Annotated in this window: 1 protein-coding gene; it reads left to right on the plus strand. The window is 44.6% G+C overall.

The features are described 5' to 3' along the window. A partial coding sequence (locus tag A3756_RS05800) for a tRNA-uridine aminocarboxypropyltransferase (RefSeq protein WP_068553049.1) occupies positions 1–480 on the plus strand: 480 nt, incomplete at both ends.

Consider the following 480-nt stretch of genomic DNA (forward strand, 5'->3'; position numbering starts at 1 on the left):
ATGCAGTCTCAAAATTACGAGATGAGCAGAGTAAAAAGATACATCGGCCTTTTTCTGCTCGTGGTAGCAAGTTAGAAAGGTGCCCGTCATGCCTATTAGTTGAGCATCATTGCATCTGTGCAGAGCGACCCGTTGTTGAGGCTGCTTGTGCATTTTGTTTTATTCTCTATCAGGGGGAAGTATTTAAGCCCAGTAATACCGGACGCATCATCGCAGATCTTATCCCTGACAATTATGCTTTCCAGTGGCAACGTACCGAGCAGGAGGCTGCTTTGCGCGATCTATTGGAGAATCCAGATTACTTTCCTATCGTGGTCTTTCCTCATGAGTATGCAGAAGCTGATCAGTGTATTCGAAACCCGGTTGAAATAGAGAGTCAAGTGCATGGCAAGAGGCCTTTATTTATTATCTTAGATGGAACTTGGCGAGAGGCTAAAAAAATGTTTCGTAGTGCTTATCTTCGGCCTTTTCCTGTGTTGG

This window comes from Oleiphilus sp. HI0086, assembly GCF_001635225.1.